The organism is Streptomyces sp. NPDC058864 (assembly GCF_042742985.1).
GTDB lineage: Bacteria > Actinomycetota > Actinomycetes > Streptomycetales > Streptomycetaceae > Actinacidiphila.
On sequence record NZ_JBHYMQ010000040.1, the window covers coordinates 1 to 2,872 of the forward strand.

The 2,872-nt window shown below is 71.9% G+C and carries 4 protein-coding genes; 2 read left to right on the plus strand and 2 right to left on the minus strand.

Features of this window, described 5'->3' with window-relative positions:
• Window positions 1-387: 387 nt before the first annotated feature.
• A complete protein-coding gene (gene sodN / locus ACFW3D_RS26255) occupies window positions 388-783 on the minus strand; it encodes a superoxide dismutase, Ni (protein ID WP_018563636.1) in 396 nt (131 codons plus the stop codon).
• Between the two features lie 139 nt (window positions 784-922).
• On the opposite strand from sodN, the gene sodX reads away from it, so the two are divergent.
• Complete coding sequence (sodX, locus tag ACFW3D_RS26260) at window positions 923-1,357, plus strand: nickel-type superoxide dismutase maturation protease (protein ID WP_500507722.1); 435 nt, start codon at window positions 923-925, stop codon at window positions 1,355-1,357.
• Here the strand turns inward: sodX and ACFW3D_RS26265 are convergent.
• Window positions 1,261-1,890, minus strand: coding sequence for a CGNR zinc finger domain-containing protein (locus tag ACFW3D_RS26265; RefSeq protein ID WP_500507724.1), 630 nt, complete (start codon window positions 1,888-1,890; stop codon window positions 1,261-1,263). The genes sodX and ACFW3D_RS26265 overlap by 97 nt on opposite strands.
• A gap of 79 nt (window positions 1,891-1,969) precedes the next feature.
• Here ACFW3D_RS26265 and ACFW3D_RS26270 point away from each other — a divergent pair, with 79 nt between their 5' ends.
• The gene (locus ACFW3D_RS26270) at window positions 1,970-2,734 is read left to right on the plus strand and encodes a class I SAM-dependent methyltransferase (RefSeq protein ID WP_500507726.1); all 765 of its coding nucleotides are present in this window, start codon (window positions 1,970-1,972) and stop codon (window positions 2,732-2,734) included.
• The last annotated feature ends 138 nt before the right edge of the window (window positions 2,735-2,872 follow it).

The following is a 2,872-nucleotide window of genomic DNA, read 5'->3' on the forward strand; positions in this document are numbered from 1 at the left end:
CGTCGGTTGACCCGTCCGAGTGAGATCGAGTCTACAGCGGCCCCACCCGCCCGACCCGGCCCCACACCCCCTCACCTGCACCTTCACCCCGGCACACCAGGAACCGTTCCGCCACGGGGGCGAGTCCATCAAAACCGGAGCGCCCCGCACACAGACTTCCGCGGTTTTGCCCCCGCCCTTCCGGAGCGCGTGCGTGCGCGTGCGCGGGAGCGCGGGTGACGGCTCGGGCCGGCGCGCCGGTGTCCCGCGGAAGCGCCCCCCGGGCCGTCACCTTGCCTCCGGCCCGGGGGGTTCGCCCGGCGAGGCCGGGCGGCGCATACGACCGCGCCCGGTCCGCACGGGCCCTCGTGGGGCCGTCCGGACCGGGCGCGGATCGCCGACGTCAGGTCAGGCCTTCTTCGTCTCCTGGAAGATGGCGTCGATCTGGTCGATCAGGTCGAGCAGCTTCTGGCCGGTCGCCGGGTCGGTCGAGGCCTTGGCGGCGCTGCCCGCCTTCAGCGCGTCGTTGAAGAGCTGGTGCAGCTGCGGGTACTTCTCGAAGTGCGGGGCCTTGAAGTAGTCGCTCCACAGCACCGACAGGTGGTGCTTGACGAGCTCCGCGCGCTGCTCCTTGATGACGATGGCGCGGGCCCGGAAGTGCGGGTCCTCGTTGGCCTGGTACTTCTCCTGGACCGCCTTGACGGACTGCGCCTCGATGCGGGCCTGGGCCGGGTCGTAGACACCGCAGGGCAGGTCGCAGTGAGCGCTGACCTTGACCTTGGGCGCGAACAGGCGAGCGAGCATGACTGTCCTTCCTCGTGATCGTCTTTCCACCAGGGAGATTACTCCCCTGTCGAGTGGTTTTCTCGGGCGCCCCTTGGTGCTTAGGACAAAAGTCTGGTGTCACCCTGGGGCTGGTGGAGCATGGAGGAGGAGGCTGAGCATGCGTGAGCCCGAGGGTGGGCAGAGGAGGAGCGTGCCGTACCAGCTGGTCGAAGTGACGGGTCCGTCGATGGTGCCGACGCTGCAGAGCGGCGACTGGCTGCTGGTGCAGCACGTCAGGAGCGCCGCGGAGGTCCGTGAGGGTGACGTGGTGGTGCTGCGGCATCCGCTCCAGCAGGACCTGCTGATCGTCAAACGCGCCGTGGAGCGCCGCGAGGGCGGCTGGTGGGTGCTGGGCGACAACACCTTCGTGGAGAACGACAGCAGGGAGTTCGGCACCGTCCCGGACGAGCTGGTGCTCGCCCGGGGCCGGGGGCGCTTCCGGCCGCCGCGCGAGGTTCAGCGCTCGGTCGCGGGCGTGGCGGGCTGGCTGGTGTCCTGCGTCAGGCCGCTCAGGGCGGACCGTTCGTTCTCCAGGCGCTTGCGGGCGCGGTAGGCCGCGACGTTGGCGCGGGTCGCGCATCGGTCCGAGCAGTAGCGGCGGGACCGGTTGGTCGAGGTGTCGATGTAGGCGTTGCGGCACGTGGCCGCCTGGCAGATGCCGAGCCGGTCCACCCCGAGGTCGGTCAGCTGGAAGGCCAGGCCCATGCAGGCGGTCGCGGCGTACGAGGCGGTCGCCGTGGCCGCGTGCTCGGCGAGGTGCATGTGCCAGTCCGGCCGGCCGCTCTCGTCGAGGTACTCGTGGCCGGAGATCTGCGGGCTGACCGGGAACTCCAGCAGCAGGGCGTTGAGCAGGTCGACGGCGCGCACCTCGTCGTTCTCGGAGGCGGCCTCGAAGACGCCGCGCAGCCGGGTGCGGACGGTGCGCAGCCGCTGCACGTCGGCGTCGCCCGCGCGGCCCGCGGCCAAGCTGGACGGGCCGAAGAGCTCGCGCACGGCGTCCACCGAGGTCAGGTTGTCGATGCCGCGCTCGGGTTCCTCGCTGTTCACCAGGCGCACGGCGTAGTCGGAGTAATAGGCGAGTTCCACTTGTAGTCCTTACGCGTGCGCTCTAAGGTCGGTAATGACTGCTCTTGGTCTAAGGGTATTACGACTGGAGGGGAACCGTATGTCCGACACCACCGCGGCGGCGACCGACTGGCAGGCCTGGCAGGACAGCTGGGACCGGCAGCAGGAGTGGTACCTGCCGGACCGCGAGGAGCGGTTCCGGGTCATGCTCGACATGGTGGAGGCGCTGGTCGGCCCCGAGCCCCGCGTGCTGGACCTGGCCTGCGGCACCGGCAGCATCTCGGACCGGCTGCTCCGGCGCTTCCCGGGCGCCGAGTCGACCGGCGTGGACCTGGACCCGGCGCTGCTGACCATCGCCCGCGGCCACTTCGCCGGCGAGCGCAGGGTCGAGTTCGTCACCGCCGACCTGCGCGACCCGCACTGGCCGCGGGTCCTGCCGTACGACTCGTACGACGCCGTGCTCACCGCGACCGCCCTGCACTGGCTGAAGCCCGGGCCGCTGAAGGCCCTGTACGGGACGCTGGCGGGTCTGCTGCGGGACGGCGGCGTCTTCCTCAACGCCGACCACATGCCCGACGCCTCGACGCCCCGGCTGAACGCGGCCGTGCGCGAGCTGGACCGGTCCCGCCGCGAGCGGCAGCGGGCGGAGGGCGTGCCGGACTGGGAGCAGTGGTGGGCCACCGCCAAGGCCGACCCGGTGCTGGCCGGTCCCACCGAGGAGCGGTTCGTGATCTACGGCTCCCCCGCCGACGGGGACGAGCTGCCCCCGGCCTGGCACGCGGCGGCCCTGCGGGAGGCCGGCTTCGGAGAGGCGCGGGAGGTCTGGCGTTCGGTGTCGGATGCGATCGTCCTCGGGCTGAAGTGATCCGTACCCCGCTGCGGGGGAACGCGTGAGGGGCGGCGCCGTACGGCGCCCCCCCGCACCCCCGCGCGGTCCGAGGGCCCTGGAGAGGGAGGCCGTGGTTCGGGCGTGCGGCGGGTCGGTGAGCACGTCGCGCCGGTG

What these genes read in the sequence shown, in the direction of transcription:
- sodN (WP_018563636.1), bottom strand. Translation starts at nt 783, where the DNA reads ATGCTCGCTCGCCTGTTCGCGCCCAAGGTCAAGGTCAGCGCTCACTGC.
- sodX (WP_500507722.1), top strand. Translation starts at nt 923, where the DNA reads ATGCGTGAGCCCGAGGGTGGGCAGAGGAGGAGCGTGCCGTACCAGCTG.
- ACFW3D_RS26270 (WP_500507726.1), top strand. Translation starts at nt 1,970, where the DNA reads ATGTCCGACACCACCGCGGCGGCGACCGACTGGCAGGCCTGGCAGGAC.